Below are 17,214 nucleotides of genomic sequence, written 5' to 3'. Positions count from 1 at the left end.
GCGGTGCGGCCGCTGGCCGGCGTGGCGCGGGGACCCTGGGCACTCTCGTGAATCTGAGGCTCCTCGGGAATGAGAGGCATGAGCTGATTTTTATCAAACGTTGGTGCGGCGCGGATGACCGGGTGGCACATCAGTGCGATCGGAACCGTCAGAAATCGAAGCCGAGCTGACCCTCAATTTCCGGAACGCTTCCGTCCGCCCAGTTGCGGACCTTCTTGAGGTGCCGCCACTGAGGCAACGCATCAAGATACGCCCACGACAAACGGTGGTGCGGGGTGGGCCCCCGTTCCGCCAGTGCGGCCTTGTGCACGGGCGACGGATACCCGGCGTTGTCCGCAAATCCGAAGTCTGCATGGTCGAGACCCAGTTCGGCCATCATTTTGTCGCGCTGAACCTTGGCGATCACCGACGCCGCCGCTACGGCCACGCACGACCGATCGCCCTTGATCACCGTGCGGACCTTCCAGGGAGCGCCGAGGTAGTCGTGCTTCCCGTCGAGGATCACGGCGTCGGGGCGGGCCGGCAGGGCGTCCAGGGCACGGACCGCGGCCAGCCGCAGCGCGGCCGTCATCCCCAGGTCGTCGATCTCCTCGGGGGAAGCATGCCCCAGCGCATAGGCCGTCACCCATGACCGCAGGATCTCGGCGAGTTCTGTGCGCCGCTTGAGCGTGAGCAGCTTGGAGTCGGTCAGGCCCTCGGGCGGGCGGCGCAGTCCGGTGATCGCCGCGCAGACCGTGACGGGACCGGCCCAGGCGCCGCGTCCCACCTCGTCGACACCGGCAATGACCTTCGCTCCGGTCGTGGCGCGCAGGGAGCGCTCGACGGTGTGGGTAGGCGGTTCGTACGGCATGGCGCCCTTAGCGTACGCCGCCGGGACCGGCGCGCGACACCCCGGTCTCCCGAGGGACGCGCAGGGCGCCGGAAGGGGGCGTCAGGCTCCGTAGGGCCGCAGCAGCGGAAGCATCAGCTGGTCGACCATCCCTTCGAGGTCTTGATCGTTCCATTCACTGGCGCACATCTTCGACCGGTACATCATCATGGCCGGGATGGCGTCGAAGACATAGCCGTTGGCCGCGTCCTCCCGGACCTCTCCGCGCTCTATTCCACGGACGATGACCTCGCGCACCAGCTCGACGGTCGGCTCGACGACACTGCCGAGGATCAGCTCCTCGAAGCGCTCCGCCTGCACCTGATCGCATTCGTGAATGACCGAGCGCAGAGCGACGCCGGGCCGCGAGTACATGATCTGCCGCACCTGCCGGCACAGGGTGAGCAGATCCTCGCGCACGCTGCCCAGGTCCGGGGCCCGCTCCACCCGGGGCAGCCCGGACACCAGGGCGTCCGCGACCAGGTCCTCCTTGGAGGGCCAGCGGCGGTAGACCGCCGCCTTGCCGGTGTGGGCCCCGGCCGCGACGCCTTCCATGGTCAGCCCCTTCCAGCCGACCGTGCTGAGCTGCTCCAGAGCGGCGTCGAGGATCGCCCGCTCCAGCACTGCTCCACGCCGGCGGGGGGAAGCCGTTCCTGCGGGCGCGGCCGTACAGCGCGAGGTAGCCATCTGTGTTTCTCCTGCGTGCGAGGTGAGCGGTGTTTCCGGGGCAGTGACGCCGCGCTGCAGCAACGGGGGGACGCGGGCGCGACGCGCGCTGAGTGAACGCTTGCGTTCACTGTCGGGGACTCACTACGGTGGGCGCGACAGTGAACGCGAGCGTTCACTAACGCCTGTATGGGGGACCCATAGTGACAACCTCTCAGCTTCTCGCAGACGATCAGAAACCGGGCGCGGCCCGTCGGGGAGGGCACCCCGGCATCGCACTCACCGTCATCGCGGCCAGTCAGCTCATGGTGGTACTCGACGCGACGATTGTGAACATCGCGCTCCCGCACATTCAAGAAGCGCTCAGCTTCAGCACGACCGATCTGACATGGGTGGTCAGCGCCTACACGCTCACCTTCGGCGGCCTGCTGCTGCTCGGTGCGCGGGCCGGTGACATCCTCGGCCGCCGCCGGGTGTTCATGACCGGCATCCTGCTGTTCACCTTCGCCTCGCTGCTGGGCGGCCTGGCCCAGGAGCCCTGGCAGTTGCTGGCCGCGCGAGCCCTCCAGGGTGTGGGCGGCGCGATAGCGTCCCCCACGGCGCTGGCGCTGATAACGACCACCTTCCCCGAAGGCCCGGAACGCAACCGGGCCTTCGGTGTGTTCGCCGCCGTGTCGGCGGGCGGCGGTGCCATCGGCCTGCTGGCCGGCGGCATGCTCACCGACTGGCTCGACTGGCGGTGGGTGCTGTTCGTCAACGTGCCCATCGGCGTGCTGATCGCGTCGCTCGCGCCCTTGTACATCAACGAGTCCGACCGTCATCCGGGCCGCTTCGACCTCGCCGGCGCGCTGACCTCCACGGTCGGCATGGCCTCGCTGGTGTACGGGTTCATCCGCGCCGCGGAGGACGGCTGGCGGGACGGGCTCACGATCGGGTCCTTCGCCGCGGCCGTGGTGCTGCTCCTCGCCTTCGTCCTCATCGAGACGCGGGCGAAGGAGCCGATCACCCCGCTGCGGATGTTCGCGGACCGGAACCGCTGGGGCACGTACGTGATCATGCTGAGCCTGGCCGCGGCGATGTTCGGCATGTTCTTCTACATCGTGCTGTTCGTGCAGAACGTGCTCGGCTACAGCGCCATCAGCGCCGGCTTCGCGTTCCTTCCCGTGACGGCCGCGATCGCGATCGGCGCGGGGCTGTCGCAGCGCTTCCTGCCGGTGCTCGGCCCCAAGCCGTTCATGATGGCCGGCGCCGCGCTGGTGGCGGTCGGGCTGGGCTGGCAGACCTTCATCAAGCCCGACAGCACCTATGTGGGCGGGGTGCTGGGGCCGATGCTGGTGTTCGGCTTCGGCATGGGCCTGACCTTCGTGACGGCGACCGTCACCGCCGTGTCCGGTGTGGCCGCGCACGAGGCGGGGGCTGCTTCCGGGCTGCTCAACGCCATGCAGCAGGTCGGTGGTTCGCTCGGGCTGTCGATCCTGACGACCGTCTTCGGATCGGCCGCCACCGACGAGGGGAAGAAGCAGCTGCCGCGTTTCCTCTCCGCTGCCTCGCCGGAGCAGAAGGCGGAGTTCGCCAAGACGCACCAGCTGCCCGCGCCGTGGGGGAACGAGGTGCTCGCCCACGGCATTTCCACGGCCTTCATCCCGGCCGCCGCGATGGCCGTGCTCGCCTTCGTCACCGCCTGGCTGGTGCTGAGGGTCCGCAAGAGCGATCTCGACTCCCTCGCGGGCACGGCGGGCCCGCACCTGGGCTGAACCGCGCCGCGCCGCGCGATGCCGGGGCCGGCCGGACCGCTGCCGGGCGACGGAGCGCCCGCGCGGAGATCCGGCCGGCCGCACCACTCCGTCCAGGGCGCACGAGAGCATCAGGAGCAGGGCCCGGACCACGGCTGGAAACACCGCCCGAACCGGTCGCCGGCCCCGCTCCGGCAGCACGGCCGGCACCCGCGCACCGAATGCCATCCGTCCTCCCCTCCCTCCCTCTCGCGCCCGCGGCCCCGCCGGGCGCCCCGGACCCGGACGCGGTGGGCAGCGGATACCGGGACAACGAGCGATGATCACGGAGAGTTCCCACCGGGAACGGAGAGTTTCGGTGTGCGGTGCCGGGCGGGCCGGCCCGCCGCGGCGACGGAGCCGTCAGGCACCCGTGGGCACCCAGTCCGGCAGGGCCTCGGTGCGCTCGACCCACTTCGCGGGCGGTGTCCCCGCCTTGCCCGCGGCGAGCACCCCGCCCACGATCGCGCAGGTGGTGTCCACGTCACCGCCGACCTGGGCGGTGGTCCAGAACGCCGACGCGAAGTCGCCGAGGGACCGTGCGGCGGACCAGAGGGCGAAGGGGACGGTGTCATGGGCGGTCGTACGGCGTCCGCAGCCCAGGACGGCCGCGACGGTGACCGCGTCGTCGTAGTCGAGCATGTCCCGGGCCCGGCGGAGGCCCTGGCCGACCGCGCTCTTCGGGACGAGCGCGATGACGCCGTCCAGCAGGGCCTCGGGGCCGGGCGGCCCGTCCGGGGAGCCGGCGAACGCCGCCGCGGCGGCCACGGCCATGGCGCCGACCACGGCTTCCCGGTGCTGGTGGGTGGTGTAGGCGGAGATCTCCGCCTGGTGGGTCGCCTGTTCCGGATCGTCCGCGTACCAGGCGCCCAGGGGGGCGATCCGCATCGCCGCGCCGTTGCCCCAGGACCCCTGGCCGTTGAAGAGCCCGGCGGCCAGTCGGCGCCAGTCCTCACCCTCCCGGACCAGGCGCAGCAGCCGGTTGACCGCGGGGCCGTAGCCCCGGTCGAAGTCGTGGTGCTCGGCGAAGGAGCGGGCGAGCGCGTCCTGGTCGATGCGCTGGTGGACGGCGAGGACGGCGACCACGGAACAGGCCATCTCGGTGTCGTCCGTCCACCGCCAGGGGCCCGCGGGCAGCTCGCGGCGCTTGAGCAGGGGGTAGTGCGCGGGGACGAAGAACTGGGAGCCCAGGGCGTCCCCCACGGCCAGTCCGCGCAGGCTCGTCAGGGCGCGCTCCAGGCGCCCGGGGGAAGAGGAGTCAGCGGTCATCGCCCTGCCACTTTATCCGGTGACCCAGTGCGGCACCGGCTCGCGCCAGCGTTCGAAGGGCCGGTCGAGTGTGTACTTGCCGTCCTCCCCGAGAACGAGCATCCGCATCTCGGCGTTCCCCGGATTGGACAGCGACTCGAATTCCGCGACCGTCCAGTGGAACCAGCGCATGCAGAACAGCCGCATGGCGAGCCCGTGGGTCACCAGCAGGACGTTCGGGGGGTGGTCGGGGGCCTCGAAGCTGCGGAACAGGCTCTCCAGGAAGCCGCCGACCCGGTCGTACACGTCCGCGCCGGACTCACCCTGCGGGAACCGGAAGAAGAAGTGCCCGTACGCGTCCCGGTACGCCTTCTGCAGGCGCACGTCGTCGCGGTCCTGCCAGTTGCCCCAGTCCTGCTCGCGCAGCCGGGGCTCCTCCCGGACGCGTATGAGGTCGGGGTCGAGGTGGAAGGCGCGGAGTGTCTCGTGGGTACGGCGGTACGGGGAGACGTACACGCTGACCCGCTCCCGGCCGAACAGCTCGCGGAGCCGCTTCCCGGTCTCCTCCGCCTGCCGCCAACCGCGCTCGGTCAGCGCGAGGGCGTGGTCGGGTTCGCGCTCGTACACGGAGTCGTCGACGTTGCCCGTTGACTCGCCGTGCCGGACAAGGACGATGCGCCGTGGTCGTGCCATGGACGAAACCCTAGAGCGTGCGGCGGCGTGTCGAGCACTCGTACGGGCTCCATACGGCGTAGGTCACATGAATCCGGCGTCCGGGCCGCCGTCCGGCCCGTCGCGGGCGCCCATGGCTGCTGCGTTTGCTTTTCAAACCGTCACGGGCCTCGAAGCGTCGGCACCCCTCAAAGCGTCCCCGCGCCTCGGACCGTCCACGCGCCTCAGACCGTCCAGGCCGGTTCCAGGTCCACGATGTCGCCGGAGAGTGCCGCGACGTCCGCCTCGGTCTGGGCGCGCAGGGCGAGGCGCTCGACGCGCTCGGTGCGGTACTTGCCGTGCTCGGCCGCCGAGCGCCACATCGAAAGGATCAGGAACTCGTGCTCGGGCGCCTCGGCGAACATGCCGCGGATCATGCCGGGCGAGCCGGCCATGGCGGGGTTCCACACCTTCTCCTGCATGAGCGTGAAGTGCTCCACGCGCTCCTCGCGGATTGTGCACAGGGCGACCCGGATCAGATCGGCGTCGGTGAAGCGGGGCTCGAATCCGGTCTTCACATCGAAGCGGTACTCGAACAGCTTGACCTGGGCGTCCTTGTAGGTGCCGGACTGGGCGGCGGCCAGTCGGTCGTGGGAGCGGGCCATGAAGGAGTCGTAGAAGGCGCGGCTCTCCCAGAAGGCGAAGATGTGCGCCACCCCCGGCCGCTGCCGGCTCCAGCCACCGCCCTGTCCCCGGAAACCCGGCTCCCCGGGAAGCCCCGCCCATTTCCGCTGCCCCCGCTCGAAACCCCGGCGGTCCACGACGGTGCAGCGAATCCACTTGACCAGCACCGCGCCATCGTACGGCCACCGGGCGTGGCGTCGGTCACGTCTTCGCGCGGATCGCCCGCGCGTGCGCGCCCCGTTACATGGCACGATGGACAACACACCCCGGCCGCAGGGAAGTTGGGGTCGAACCACAGCGGGAGGGGGAAGCCTGGTGACCGGCTTCAGCAAGGGAATCCGCAAGGTCGAGGTCGCGCTCAAGTGGGACCCCAGTCCGGCGGGTCACTCGCCGACCGATCTCGACATCATCGCCGCGACCTTCGTGTCCGGTGACGCGTACGGGGATCCGGCCTATCTGGTGCACTTCGACAGCCGCTCACCGGACGGCACGATCACCCTCAACCGCGACAGCACGGACGGCAAGGGGTTCGGCTGGGACGAGGTCATGACGCTCGAACTGGACCGTCTCGACGGCCGCTACGCGCGCGTGGTGGTGGGCGCGGCCATCCAGCAGAGGTACGGGCGCAAGACGTTCGCCGACGTGCTGAATCCCGCCCTCCGCATCCGTGAGGGCTACACCGTGCTCGCCGAGGACGGCTTCGCCTCGGTGACCGGGGCGACGGCCGCATCGGTCGCCGAGTTCGTCCGGGACGACTCAGGCGAGTGGACGTTCCACGCCGGCCTGCACGGCTTCGACGAGGATCCGGCGGTCTTCACCCGGGTCATGGGCCGGGCGCACCGGCCCTGACCTTCCCGACGCGCACGTGCAAGGGGCGCCGGCCATGGCCGGCGCCCCTTACTTCACGAACGGCGTGTCATCAGCTGCAGCCGCTGGTCGAGCCGCAGCCCTCGCAGATGTAGCAGGAACCGGCCCGCTGCATCTTCGTACCGCAGGAGAAGCACAGCGGGGCGTCGGCCTGGATGCCCAGCTGCATCTCCACCAGTTCGGCGCTGGTGTGGGCCTGCTTCGGGGCGGGCTTGGCCGCCTCGGTCTCGGCCTTCGGCGTGGCGACCGCCTTCAACTCCTGGGCGCGCGGCGCCGACTGGGCCAGGCCCTCGACGTCCACCTCGTCCTCGGCCGGCTCGTAGGAGCCGGTCTCCAGGTGCCGCTGGCGCTCCTCGGCGGAGTGGATGCCGAGCGCGGAGCGGGTCTCGAAGGGCAGGAAGTCCAGCGCCAGGCGGCGGAAGATGTAGTCGACGATCGACTGCGCCATCCGCACGTCCGGGTCGTCCGTCATACCGGCCGGCTCGAAGCGCATGTTGGTGAACTTCGAGACGTACGTCTCCAGGGGCACGCCGTACTGGAGGCCGACGGAGACGGCGATGGAGAAGGCGTCCATCATGCCCGCGAGGGTGGAGCCCTGCTTGGACATCTTCAGGAAGACCTCGCCCAGGCCGTCGTCCGGGTAGGAGTTGGCCGTCATGTAACCCTCGGCGCCGCCGACGGTGAAGGACGTGGTGATGCCGGGACGTCCCTTCGGGAGGCGCTTGCGGACCGGACGGTACTCGACGACCTTCTCGACCTTGGTCTCGACGGCCGCGGGCTCCTCGGCCTTCTTCTCGTCCGCCGGCTCCTTCTTCTTGGCGGAGAGCGGCTGGCCGACCTTGCAGTTGTCGCGGTAGATCGCGAGCGCCTTGACGCCCAGCTTCCAGGCCTCGAAGTAGATCTCCTCGACCTCCTCGACGGTCGCCGTCTCCGGCATGTTGACCGTCTTGGAGATGGCGCCGGAGATCCACGGCTGGATCGCGGCCATCATGCGGACGTGGCCCATCGGGGAGATGGCGCGCTCGCCCATGGCGCAGTCGAAGACCTCGTAGTGCTCCTGCTTGAGGCCGGGGGCGTCGATCACATTGCCGTGCTCGGCGATGTGGGCGACGATCGCCTCGATCTGCTCCTCCTGGTAGCCCAGGCGGCGCAGGGCCTGCGGGACGGTGCCGTTGACGATCTGCATCGAGCCGCCGCCGACGAGCTTCTTGAACTTCACCAGCGCGAGGTCGGGCTCGACGCCGGTGGTGTCGCAGGACATCGCGAGACCGATGGTGCCGGTCGGCGCGAGGACGGACGCCTGGGAGTTACGGAAACCGTTCTTCTCGCCGAGCCGCAGCACGTCCTGCCAGGCCTCCGTGGCGGCGGCCCAGACCGGGGTGTCCAGGTCGTCCATGCGCACGGCCGTGGCGTTGGCGTCCGCGTGCTGCTTCATGACGCGCTTGTGGGCGTCGGCGTTGCGGGCGTAGCCGTCGTAGGTGCCGACGACCTCGGCCAGCTCGGCGGAGCGGCGGTAGGCCGTACCCGTCATCAGGGAGGTGATGGCGCCGGCCAGGGCGCGGCCGCCGTCGGAGTCGTAGGCGTGGCCGGTGGCCATCAGCAGGGCGCCGAGGTTGGCGTAGCCGATGCCGAGCTGGCGGAAGGCGCGGGTGTTCTCGCCGATCTTCTGGGTCGGGAAGTCCGCGAAGCAGATCGAGATGTCCATCGCGGTGATGACCAGCTCGACGACCTTCTGGAAGCGCTCGGCCTCGAAGGACTGGTTGCCCTTGCCGTCGTCCTTCAGGAACTTCATCAGGTTCAGCGAGGCCAGGTTGCAGGACGTGTTGTCCAGGTGCATGTACTCGCTGCACGGGTTCGACGCGGTGATCCGGCCGGACTCGGGGCAGGTGTGCCAGTTGTTGATCGTGTCGTCGTACTGGATGCCGGGGTCGGCGCAGGCCCAGGCGGCCTCGGCGATCTTGCGGAAGAGTCCCTTGGCGTCGACCTCCTCGATGACCTCACCGGTCATGCGGGCACGCAGGCCGAACTTGCCGCCCTCCTCGACCGCCTTCATGAACTCGTCGTTCACACGGACCGAGTTGTTGGCGTTCTGGTACTGGACGGACGTGATGTCGTCGCCGCCCAGGTCCATGTCGAAGCCCGCGTCGCGCAGGACGCGGATCTTCTCCTCTTCCTTGACCTTGGTCTCGATGAAGTCCTCGATGTCGGGGTGGTCGACGTCGAGCACGACCATCTTGGCGGCGCGGCGGGTGGCACCGCCGGACTTGATGGTTCCGGCGGAGGCGTCGGCGCCGCGCATGAAGGAGACGGGACCGGAGGCGTTGCCGCCGGAGGAGAGCAGTTCCTTGGAGGAACGGATCCGGGAGAGGTTCAGGCCGGCGCCGGAGCCGCCCTTGAAGATCATGCCCTCTTCCTTGTACCAGTCGAGGATCGACTCCATGGAGTCGTCGACGGACAGGATGAAGCAGGCAGAGACCTGCTGGGGCTGCTTGGTGCCGACGTTGAACCAGACGGGGCTGTTGAAGCTGAAGATCTGGTGCAGGAGGGCGTACGCCAGCTCGTGCTCGAAGATCTCGGCGTCGGCGGGGGAGGCGAAGTACTTGTGGTCCTCACCGGCCTTCCGGTACGTCTTCACGATGCGGTCGATCAGCTGCTTGAGGCTGGTCTCGCGCTGCGGGGTGCCGACGGCACCACGGAAGTACTTGCTGGTGACGATGTTGACCGCGTTCACCGACCAGAAGTCGGGGAACTCGACGCCACGCTGCTCGAAGTTGACCGAGCCGTCGCGCCAGTTGGTCATGACGACGTCACGGCGCTCCCACGTCACCTCGTCGTACGGGTGCACTCCGGGGGTGGTGTGGATGCGCTCGATGCGCAGTCCCTTGGTGCCCTTGGCTCCCTTGGCGCGGGAACCTCGTGCCGGACCGCTCGCCGTCTCTGTCATGCCGCCTCCCTACGGGCGAAAACGCCCTGAAATGCCCCCGTTGTTCCCGTGGGCACATGTTTCTGTCTTGCGTCGCGGGCACCCTCAGCCGCCGCCCGCGACAGGTCTACGTTCGCCGCCGTACGGCCGGAACCCGGTTCTCCGTCCGGATTCCGGCCCACCGGTCAGTCGGCGGCGTGCGCGGGCTCGGGAACCTGCGTGGTCCCGGCCGGCCCGCGATGGTCTTCCTGGCTCCCCGCGCCGGCGTCTTCCTCGTCCGCGGCGGGGCGCGTCGCCTGCCTCAGCTCCGCGATGGCGGCCTCGAAGTCATCGAGCGAGTCGAACGCCCGGTAGACGGAGGCGAACCGCAGATAGGCGACGAGGTCCAGCTCCTGCAAGGGACCGAGTATGGCCAGCCCCACGTCGTGGGTGGTCAGCTCGGCACTTCCGGTCGCGCGCACCGCCTCCTCGACCCGCTGCCCGAGCTGGGCGAGCGCGTCCTCGGTGACCGGCCGTCCCTGGCACGCCTTGCGCACGCCGTTGATGACCTTGGTACGGCTGAACGGTTCGGTGACTCCGGACCGCTTCACCACCATGAGCGAGCACGTCTCCACGGTCGTGAAACGACGGGAGCAGTCAGGGCACTGGCGGCGCCTGCGGATGGACGTGCCGTCGTCGGTCGTACGACTGTCGACCACGCGGCTGTCGGGGTGCCTGCAGAAGGGGCAGTGCATGTTCTCCAACCCTCCTCACAGCAGACTCGTCAGCCTCGCCCGACACACAGGCCTCGCGAAGCAGCCCTAAGCATAGGCGATAGGCGAGCCGTCTCCGACCGGGGGGACCACAACTTGTGGGCCGCTGTAGCCATCCAACCACTACATGTGGGGATCGGCTCATTCACCAAGGCAGACACGCGTGTCGCACCGGAACGGCTCCCCGGAGGTCTGCGGTGACCTGCGGGGACACGCGGGCGCACAGCCCCGCCGGCACGCGCACGCGGGGATACGGTGGGCACCGCGGGGAGCACACATGCCACTCCCGCACGGGAAGGGCCCCGGAACCGGAGTGCGATATTCCGGATGGCAGACTGGGGACGCCGCTCACGAGGCGAGCGACTCCAGCGGTGAAGAGTACAACAATGGGCGCTTTTGTCCGTCGAGTGTCACGCCGGCCATACACCCGGACACCTGATCACGTCAGGCGAAACGCACTTTTTCACTCGAACGTGTGTTTGGCGCAACCTTTCGAAAGCAACTACCGTTGTGCAGCAGGGAGACCATCGAGAGGGGCCGCCGTGACCACCACCGCAGACAGTGCCACCATCACCGCCCAGGACCGCTCCCAGGGCCGAGTCGAGCCGGTACACGCGATGAACGAAGCCACGAATCCCGAGGGGAACAAGCGCTCCCTGCCGGGCCGACCTCCGGGCATCCGGGCGGACAGCTCCGGACTCACCGACCGGCAGCGCCGGGTGATCGAGGTCATCAGGGACTCCGTGCAAAGGCGCGGTTACCCGCCGTCGATGCGGGAGATCGGCCAGGCCGTCGGCCTCTCCAGCACCTCCTCCGTCGCCCACCAGCTGATGGCACTGGAGCGCAAGGGCTTCCTGCGCCGCGACCCCCACCGCCCGCGCGCCTACGAGGTCCGCGGCTCGGACCAGGCCGTCACCGTGCAGCCCACGGACACCGCCGGCAAGCCCGCCGCGTCGTACGTCCCACTCGTCGGCCGCATCGCCGCCGGTGGCCCGATCCTCGCGGAGGAGTCCGTCGAGGACGTCTTCCCGCTCCCCCGCCAGCTCGTCGGCGACGGCGAACTCTTCGTCCTCAAGGTCGTCGGCGACTCCATGATCGAGGCCGCGATCTGCGACGGCGACTGGGTCACCGTGCGCCGTCAGCCGGTCGCCGAGAACGGCGACATCGTGGCCGCCATGCTCGACGGCGAGGCCACCGTCAAGCGCTTCAAGCGCGAGGACGGCCACGTCTGGCTCCTCCCCCACAACGCGGCCTACGAGCCGATCCCCGGCGACGACGCGACCATCCTGGGCAAGGTCGTCGCCGTCCTGCGGCGCGTCTGACCGCTGCCGCGACGAGCCCCACCCGGCTCACTCCCTGACCGGGCCCCGGAACCCCTGCGCCGGTTCCGGGGCCCTGCCCGTCCCCGAGGCCGTCGCCGGGCGCCGCCTCCCCGAGGGTGGCCGCGAACCGGCCACCCCGCGGTCACTTGCCCTCCGTCTCCTTCGCCGCCGCGTCGATCGCCGCGAGCGACCTGCGCACCTGGTTACGGTCCGTGGTGTACCAGAAGTCCGGCAGTGACGCCTTGAGGTAACCGCCGTAGCGGGCGGTCGCCAGCCGCTGGTCCAGCACGGCCACCACGCCCCGGTCCCCGGAAGCCCGGACGAGACGGCCGGCGCCCTGCGCCATGAGCAGCGCCGCGTGAGTGGCGGCGACCGCCATGAAGCCGTTGCCTCCCGCGTCCTCCACCGCCTTTTGGCGCGCGCTCATCAGCGGATCGTCGGGGCGCGGGAACGGGATCTTGTCCATGACGACCAGCTGACAGCTGGGACCCGGGACGTCGACGCCCTGCCACAGCGACAGCGTGCCGAAGAGACAGGTCTTCGGATCGGCGGCGAAGTTCTTGATCAGCTCGCCGAGCGTCTCCTCGCCCTGGAGCAGGATCGGGAACTCCGGGATCCGGGAGCGCAGCTCCTCCGCCGCGAGCTGGGCGGCCCGCATGGACGAGAACAGGCCGAGGGTGCGCCCGCCGGCCGCCTGGATCAGCTCGGTGAGCTCGTCCAGCATGTCGGCACGCTCACCGTCACGCGCGGGGCGCGCCAGGTGCTTGGCCACGTACAGGATGCCCTGCTTGCGGTAGTCGAACGGCGAGCCGACGTCGATGCCCTTCCACTGCGGCAGGTCCTCGCCCTGCGTGCCCTCCGGGGCGAGGCCCAGAGAGGCGCCGACGCCGTTGAAGTCGCCGCCCAGCTTGAGCGTCGCCGAGGTGAGGACGACGGACCGGTCGGCGAAGAGCTTCTCCCTGAGCAGACCGGAGACCGACATGGGGGCGACCCGCAGGGAGGCGCCGAACCGGTCGTGCCGCTCGTACCAGACGACGTCCCACTCCGAGCCGTTCAGCACCCGTTCCGCCACGTCGTGGACCGTCTCCACGGAGGCCAGCGCCTGCTTGCGGACCGCGTCCTCGTCCTGGACGGACTTGTCGCGGGTCGCGCCGATGGCGGAGATCACCGTGCGGGCGGCGTCCCGCAGCTGCATCAGGGCGTAGCCGAGGTCCTCCGGGATCTCCTCCAGGCGGCCCGGAAGAGCGAGTTCCATGAGCCGCTCGAAGCCCTCGGCGGCGGTCTGGAGCTGGTCGGCGGCCTTCTCGTTGACGAGCTTGGCGGCGCGGCGCACGGCACGGTTGACCTGGCCGGGGGTGAGCTCGCCGGTGGCGACGCCGGTGACGCGGGAGACCAGTTCGTGCGCCTCGTCCACGATCAGCACCTCGTGCTGCGGCAGCACCGGGGCGCCCTCGATGGCGTCGATGGCCAGCAGGGCGTGGTTGGTGACCACGACCTCGGCGAGCTTGGCCCGCTCACGGGCCATCTCCGCGAAGCACTCCGCGCCGTACGCGCATTTAGACGCGCCCAGGCACTCCCGGGAGGACACCGACACCTGGGCCCAGGCGCGGTCCGAGACGCCGGGGGTGAGGTCGTCCCGGTCGCCGTCCTCGGTCTCGTCCGCCCAGTCCCGCAGCCGCAGCAGGTCCTGCCCCAGCTTGCTGGTGGGCGCGGCGGCCTCGAACTGGTCGAACAGGCCCTCTTCCTCGTCCTGCGGCATGCCCTCGTGCAGGCGGTGCAGGCAGAGGTAGTTCGACCGGCCCTTGAGCATGGCGAACTCCGGGCGGCGGCGCAGCAGCGGGTGCAGGGCGTCGACCGTGCGCGGCAGGTCCCGCTCCACCAGCTGGCGTTGCAGGGCGAGCGTGGCCGTCGCGACGACCACTCTCTCTCCGTGCGCGAGCGCGGGCACGAGATAGCCCAGCGACTTGCCGGTACCGGTGCCGGCCTGGACCAGCAGGTGGGTGCCGTCGTCGATCGCCTCGGCGACCGCTTCGGCCATGGTCACCTGGCCGGGGCGCTCCGTGCCGCCGACGGCGGCGACGGCGGCATGCAGGAGTTCGGAGAGGGAGGGCTTCGTCATAGCCTGACCACCCTACGGCCCCGCACTGACAAACGGGGGGCGGTGACGGGGGCGGGGAGCGGGATCACGGCCGGGGCTCCTGGGGCGGGGGTCGGGGCGGCTGGAAGTGAGCGTGTGGTCACGTGGCGCTACAGCGCGTCGCGCGGGACCCGGTCCTTGATCATGAGGGCGGCCCGCTTGCCGGGCAGGTCGATCTCGGCGGCGAACCGGAAGCCCGCGCCCAGGAACGCGGCGATGGAGGGGGTGTTGCGGAGATCGGGTTCCGCCACCACCCGTGGGCAGGTGGGACGCCGGTCGAGGATCAGGCCGGCCACGGCTCCCAGCAGGACGGTGCCCAGTCCCCGTCCCCGGTCGGCCGCGTCGCCGATGAGGAGATGGATCCCCGTGTCGTGCGGGCGGGCCGGATAGCTGCGGGCCAGTGGATCGAGGTCCGCGCGGTAGATCTCCCAGTAGCTCATCGGGGTGCCGTCGAGTACGCCGAGGCACGGGACGCAGCGTCCGTCGCCGCGCAGTTGGGCCCGCAGGTGGTCCTCGGTCCGGCGCGGGGGTCCGGCGAGTTCCCAGAACGCGGCGACGGCCGGGTCGTTCATCCAGCGGTGGACGAGCGGCAGGTCGTGGTCGATGCGTACGGGCTCCAGTCGGAAGCGGCCGACGGGGGTGGGGACCGCGCCCCACGTGGCGATCCGGCCTACGAGGCCGGTCGTCGCCCCGGCGCGGAGGGCGAGGAACTCGGCGGGCAGTTGCAGGTCCAGCGTGTCCTCGCCGCCCGGGTCGTCGTCCTCCGCGGTGAACGGGCCGAACGGGGAGTGCCGGGAACCCGTCGTACCGGGCCGTGGGCCGGCGCTGTCGGGGTGGGCCGGTGCGGGACCGGTTCCGGTGGTCAGGTCGGTGGGGGGCACGGTGCTCTCCTCTCGGGAGACGAGGTGGGTCGGGTGCGGATGTCGCTCAGGAATGAAGGGGGTTGGCGATGGTGACGTAGACGGACTGGGTGTCGACCGGGCCGGCGAGTTCGTCGAGGCCGTGCAGCCGGGTCAGCAGGTTGGCCTTGCAGCGCAGCACGGGCGAGTCGAGCAGGCGGCCGGGCAGCGGACTGCGCAGCGGATCGGGTCCCGAGGCCAGCGTGGTGAGGAAACGGCGGAAGGCCGCGAGGAGCAGCCGCTCGTCGGCGAGGCGCTGGGAGCCGAGGGCGCCGATCAGGCCGAACACGTTGTTGACGGCGAGGTAGTAGGCGAGGCGTTCGTCGGCGACGTCGTCGGGGACGAAGGTGTCGCTGCGCTCGCCGATCCCGGGCAGCCGTGCCGTCAGTTCGGTCCGCCGTGACTCGCGGAAGTAGTAGCCCTGGTTGTCACGGTAACGCCCGCCGACGGGCCAGCCGTCGCCGTCCAGCAGGAGCAGCGTGTTCTGCTGGTGCGCTTCGAGGGCGACGCCGGCCTCGCCGTCCAGCCAGAGGACGGGGCGGACGACGTGCTCCAGGTAGCGCAGGAACCACTCCGCCGCCACGGCGCCCAGGGGTTGGCCGGTACGGGCCGTGAGCCGCGCGAGGAGATGAGCCAGACGCGAACGCACCGGCCAAGTGAGCGGCCGTTCCGAGGTGTTGGAGGTTGGTACGGCGAGGGGGCGGGGGGACACGAGTCCGGCGACGCAGCCGGCGTCGTCGGCCGGGGTGAACGGGTTGTGCCGGATCACCACGTCGAGTCCCGGCACGGGCACACCGTCCGGGTCGTCCACGGCGAGCCAGGCGGGGTCGCGGACGATGTCGAAGCCCGGGTGGGCCGTGCGCCACTGCCCGGCGAGGCCGGTGCGCAGCAGCCGGTGCACCTCGACTCCCCGGTGGAGTTCCTTGCGCAGGTTCTCCCGGCGGGAGTTGGTGATGCGCAGGGCCAGCGAGAGCTTGAGCATCGCGGGGGCGCCGGAGCGGTGGACGGTCCGCACGGAGGAGGTGGGGTGCCAGTGGGCGCCGAGGGGCCCGAGGTCGCGGAGCAGCCCGGAGTCGAGCAGTGCGGCGACGGCCGGCCGGTGCCGTACCTCGCGGGCCTGCCAGGGGTGCAGGGGCAGTGGGGTGTAGCCGTCGGGCAGGGGCAGGCCGGTTCCGGCGAGGCTGCGGACGAGCCGGCCGGCGGGCACGGGACGGCCGCGCTCGGTCCAGGCCGAGTCGGTCGCGAGGAGGGAGGGGGCGACGGCCAGCCAGTGCAGCGGGAAGGAGCCGTGCGACTCCGGTGAGTACCGGTCGGCCTCGGCGTCGGTCAGGCCCTCCCGGCTCTTGGGGGTGGGATGCAGCGGGTGCCCGAGGAGGAGGGCCTGTTCGGCGCTGAGGAAGAGGTCGGGGCTGTCCGCGGGGTGTGCGCGCCGGTGGCGGATGAACTCGGCGGTGCGGCGGACGGAGTCGGCGACCCTGGCCACGAGATCGGCGCCCGCCGCGGGGTGGGCGACGGAGGCGGGGGCGCCGGGGGTGCCCTCATCTCCCGGGTGGGAGACGGTGTGGGGCGGGGTGGGCGCCGTCCCACCCGGTGGGCCGGTTCGGGCGGGGGTTTCCCTGGCCAGGAGTGCCGCGAGGGTCACGGCGTCGACGGGTGGCGCGGTGCCGGGTGCGGAGGCGAGGCGGGGCGGGCCGAAGCGGTGCCAGCCGGTCGGGGACCAGTACCGCACCGGTGCGATGAGGGCGGTGCCGCCGGCGGGCAGCGGGATGGTGAGGCTCTCGGTGGCGGGGGCGGCGAGGCCGGTCTCGCGGACCCAGCACCGCAGGAGGTTCTCGACGGCGGCGGCCTGGGCCGCGGTGTGCGGGTCGGGATCGTCCAGGGGGTCGGGGCCGGGCACCGTCCGCCAGCTGGTGTCCGCCGCCCGCCTCTTCTGCTGGGGGACGGAGTCGGCGCGCGGCAGGGCGGCGGGCGGCGTGGTGTCTCCCTGGTCGTCGGGGGCGCCGGAGCGGCCGTCGGGGTGGGGAGTGGCGTTCATGACGGCTCCTCTGGGGCTGGGGGTGGGGTGTCGCGGGCTGGTCCGGTCGCCGCCCGGCCCCTCGTCGGGCGGGCGGGACGGCGGCGAGGCGGGGCCGGCTGCCGGACCGGCCGCCCGGAGGGAAGGCGGAGCCGGGATGGCAGGTGATGGCGGTCCGAGGGAGCCTCGCCGAGCCGGTGGCCGGGTGCGGCGGGTGTGGTCTTCAGCCCGCGCGCTGGGCGGCGCCGGGCTGTCGTCGCCGGTCGGGGCCTTGGGTCTCGTGGTCGCGGGCCGCCGCGGTGATCGCGTCGGTCAGGCGGTCGAGCACCGCCTCCGCCTGTTCGTCGCTGATCGTCAGCGGCGGAAGCAGCCGGACCACGGACGCGTGCCGGCCGCCCAGTTCGACGATCA

13 protein-coding genes and 1 pseudogene are annotated in these 17,214 nt (G+C 71.1%); 3 read left to right on the top strand and 11 right to left on the bottom strand.

The genetic code is table 11. The features are described from left to right. Positions 1-148: 148 nt before the first annotated feature. Together H5J33_RS05855 and H5J33_RS05850 are read right to left on the bottom strand one after the other, a co-directional pair. Entirely contained in the window at positions 149-850 is a 702-nt protein-coding gene (locus tag H5J33_RS05855; RefSeq protein ID WP_181793696.1) for a ribonuclease HII, read from the bottom strand. An 81-nt stretch (positions 851-931) separates the two neighbouring features. After that, a complete protein-coding gene (locus H5J33_RS05850) occupies positions 932-1,555 on the bottom strand; it encodes a TetR/AcrR family transcriptional regulator (protein WP_181793695.1) in 624 nt (207 codons plus the stop codon). A gap of 182 nt (positions 1,556-1,737) precedes the next feature. Between H5J33_RS05850 and H5J33_RS05845 the strand changes: the two genes are divergently transcribed. After that, positions 1,738-3,288, top strand: a complete 1,551-nt coding sequence (locus H5J33_RS05845) for an MFS transporter (RefSeq protein ID WP_181793694.1) — start codon at positions 1,738-1,740, stop codon at positions 3,286-3,288. Positions 3,289-3,669: 381 nt separating this feature from the next. On the opposite strand, the gene H5J33_RS05840 is transcribed toward H5J33_RS05845, so the two are convergent. The 3 genes from H5J33_RS05840 to H5J33_RS05830 form a co-directional block, all read right to left on the bottom strand. Further along, positions 3,670-4,575, bottom strand: a complete 906-nt coding sequence (locus tag H5J33_RS05840; protein ID WP_181793693.1) for an ADP-ribosylglycohydrolase family protein — start codon at positions 4,573-4,575, stop codon at positions 3,670-3,672. 12 nt (positions 4,576-4,587) lie between these two features. Then, on the bottom strand, positions 4,588-5,247 hold the full coding sequence (locus H5J33_RS05835; RefSeq protein ID WP_181793692.1) for a histidine phosphatase family protein: 660 nt from the start codon (positions 5,245-5,247) through the stop codon (positions 4,588-4,590). Between the two features lie 203 nt (positions 5,248-5,450). Further along, positions 5,451-6,056: a YdbC family protein gene (locus H5J33_RS05830; protein ID WP_181793691.1), complete on the bottom strand. Its 606-nt coding sequence runs from the start codon at positions 6,054-6,056 to the stop codon at positions 5,451-5,453. A gap of 148 nt (positions 6,057-6,204) precedes the next feature. On the opposite strand from H5J33_RS05830, the gene H5J33_RS05825 reads away from it, so the two are divergent. Beyond that, a complete protein-coding gene (locus tag H5J33_RS05825) occupies positions 6,205-6,738 on the top strand; it encodes a TerD family protein (RefSeq protein ID WP_181793690.1) in 534 nt (177 codons plus the stop codon). A gap of 70 nt (positions 6,739-6,808) precedes the next feature. On the opposite strand, the gene H5J33_RS05820 is transcribed toward H5J33_RS05825, so the two are convergent. Both H5J33_RS05820 and nrdR read right to left on the bottom strand, forming a co-directional pair. Then, positions 6,809-9,700 (bottom strand): vitamin B12-dependent ribonucleotide reductase, encoded by a 2,892-nt coding sequence (locus H5J33_RS05820; RefSeq protein ID WP_181793689.1) that lies wholly within the window; start codon positions 9,698-9,700, stop codon positions 6,809-6,811. Positions 9,701-9,864: 164 nt separating this feature from the next. Then, entirely contained in the window at positions 9,865-10,413 is a 549-nt protein-coding gene (gene nrdR, locus H5J33_RS05815; protein ID WP_181793688.1) for a transcriptional regulator NrdR, read from the bottom strand. Positions 10,414-10,973: 560 nt separating this feature from the next. Here nrdR and lexA point away from each other — a divergent pair. Beyond that, the gene (gene lexA / locus H5J33_RS05810) at positions 10,974-11,753 is read left to right on the top strand and encodes a transcriptional repressor LexA (RefSeq protein WP_181793687.1); all 780 of its coding nucleotides are present in this window, start codon (positions 10,974-10,976) and stop codon (positions 11,751-11,753) included. Between the two features lie 142 nt (positions 11,754-11,895). Here lexA and H5J33_RS05805 read toward each other — a convergent pair whose 3' ends face one another. The 4 genes and pseudogenes from H5J33_RS05805 to H5J33_RS05790 form a co-directional block, all read right to left on the bottom strand. Next, positions 11,896-13,872 carry an ATP-dependent DNA helicase gene (locus tag H5J33_RS05805; protein WP_181793686.1) on the bottom strand — a complete coding sequence of 659 codons (1,977 nt, stop codon included), beginning with the start codon at positions 13,870-13,872 and terminating at the stop codon, positions 11,896-11,898. A 128-nt stretch (positions 13,873-14,000) separates the two neighbouring features. After that, entirely contained in the window at positions 14,001-14,771 is a 771-nt protein-coding gene (locus H5J33_RS05800; protein ID WP_181793685.1) for a GNAT family N-acetyltransferase, read from the bottom strand. Between the two features lie 46 nt (positions 14,772-14,817). Further along, positions 14,818-16,824, bottom strand: a complete 2,007-nt coding sequence (locus tag H5J33_RS05795; RefSeq protein ID WP_181793684.1) for an IucA/IucC family siderophore biosynthesis protein — start codon at positions 16,822-16,824, stop codon at positions 14,818-14,820. A gap of 202 nt (positions 16,825-17,026) precedes the next feature. Next, a pseudogene (locus H5J33_RS05790) lies at positions 17,027-17,214 on the bottom strand (aspartate aminotransferase family protein); the annotation flags it as partial.

The sequence above is a fragment of the Streptomyces sp. WELS2 genome (assembly GCF_013870595.1).
GTDB lineage: Bacteria > Actinomycetota > Actinomycetes > Streptomycetales > Streptomycetaceae > Streptomyces.
This window is presented reverse-complemented; position numbering and strand designations above follow the sequence as displayed.

Excerpts from the sequence above, each read along its gene's own strand:
- H5J33_RS05795 (WP_181793684.1), bottom strand. The coding sequence starts at position 16,824 with ATGAACGCCACTCCCCACCCCGACGGCCGCTCCGGCGCCCCCGACGAC.
- nrdR (WP_181793688.1), bottom strand. The coding sequence starts at position 10,413 with ATGCACTGCCCCTTCTGCAGGCACCCCGACAGCCGCGTGGTCGACAGT.
- H5J33_RS05805 (WP_181793686.1), bottom strand. The coding sequence starts at position 13,872 with ATGACGAAGCCCTCCCTCTCCGAACTCCTGCATGCCGCCGTCGCCGCC.
- H5J33_RS05835 (WP_181793692.1), bottom strand. The coding sequence starts at position 5,247 with ATGGCACGACCACGGCGCATCGTCCTTGTCCGGCACGGCGAGTCAACG.
- H5J33_RS05850 (WP_181793695.1), bottom strand. The coding sequence starts at position 1,555 with ATGGCTACCTCGCGCTGTACGGCCGCGCCCGCAGGAACGGCTTCCCCC.
- H5J33_RS05840 (WP_181793693.1), bottom strand. The coding sequence starts at position 4,575 with ATGACCGCTGACTCCTCTTCCCCCGGGCGCCTGGAGCGCGCCCTGACG.
- H5J33_RS05855 (WP_181793696.1), bottom strand. The coding sequence starts at position 850 with ATGCCGTACGAACCGCCTACCCACACCGTCGAGCGCTCCCTGCGCGCC.
- H5J33_RS05820 (WP_181793689.1), bottom strand. The coding sequence starts at position 9,700 with ATGACAGAGACGGCGAGCGGTCCGGCACGAGGTTCCCGCGCCAAGGGA.